Genomic DNA, 402 nt, shown 5'->3' with positions numbered 1-402 from the left:
AATGGCTTGGTATTATGGTTGTTCAGTTATTAGGAGATTTACACCGACTACATAAAGAAGGTTGGATATTTGGTGATTTAAAGCCAGAAAATTTATTAGTTACTGGAAATCCAAGTAGAGTAAGGTGGTTGGATGTTGGGGGGATGACAAGAGAGGGAAGAGCTATTAAAGAATATACAGAGTTCTTTGATAGAGGTTACTGGGGATATGGAGGTAGAAAAGCAGAACCTAGCTATGATCTTTTTTCTGTATCGATGCTTATGATAAACAGAGCCTACCCGTCTAGGTTTGAAAAGAACACAAGTCATGGACCCACATCACTACAAAGTAAAGTAGAGAAAAGTCGATATTAGCTCCATATGAATCGGTCATTAGAAATGGACTTGAAGGGAAGTATCAAAA

Annotated in this window: 1 pseudogene; it reads left to right on the top strand. The window is 37.6% G+C overall.

Features of this window, described 5'->3' with window-relative positions:
* Positions 1 to 353: pseudogene (locus AOA60_RS18400) on the top strand (hypothetical protein); the annotation flags it as partial.
* Positions 354 to 402: the final 49 nt, after the last annotated feature.

Origin of the sequence: Pseudomonas sp. 2822-17 (assembly GCF_002742485.1) — a bacterium.
GTDB classification, from domain to species: Bacteria; Pseudomonadota; Gammaproteobacteria; order Pseudomonadales; family Pseudomonadaceae; genus Aquipseudomonas; species Aquipseudomonas cyclaminis.
Note: the sequence above shows the minus strand (reverse complement) of the source record. Positions and strands in the feature narration are given on the sequence as shown.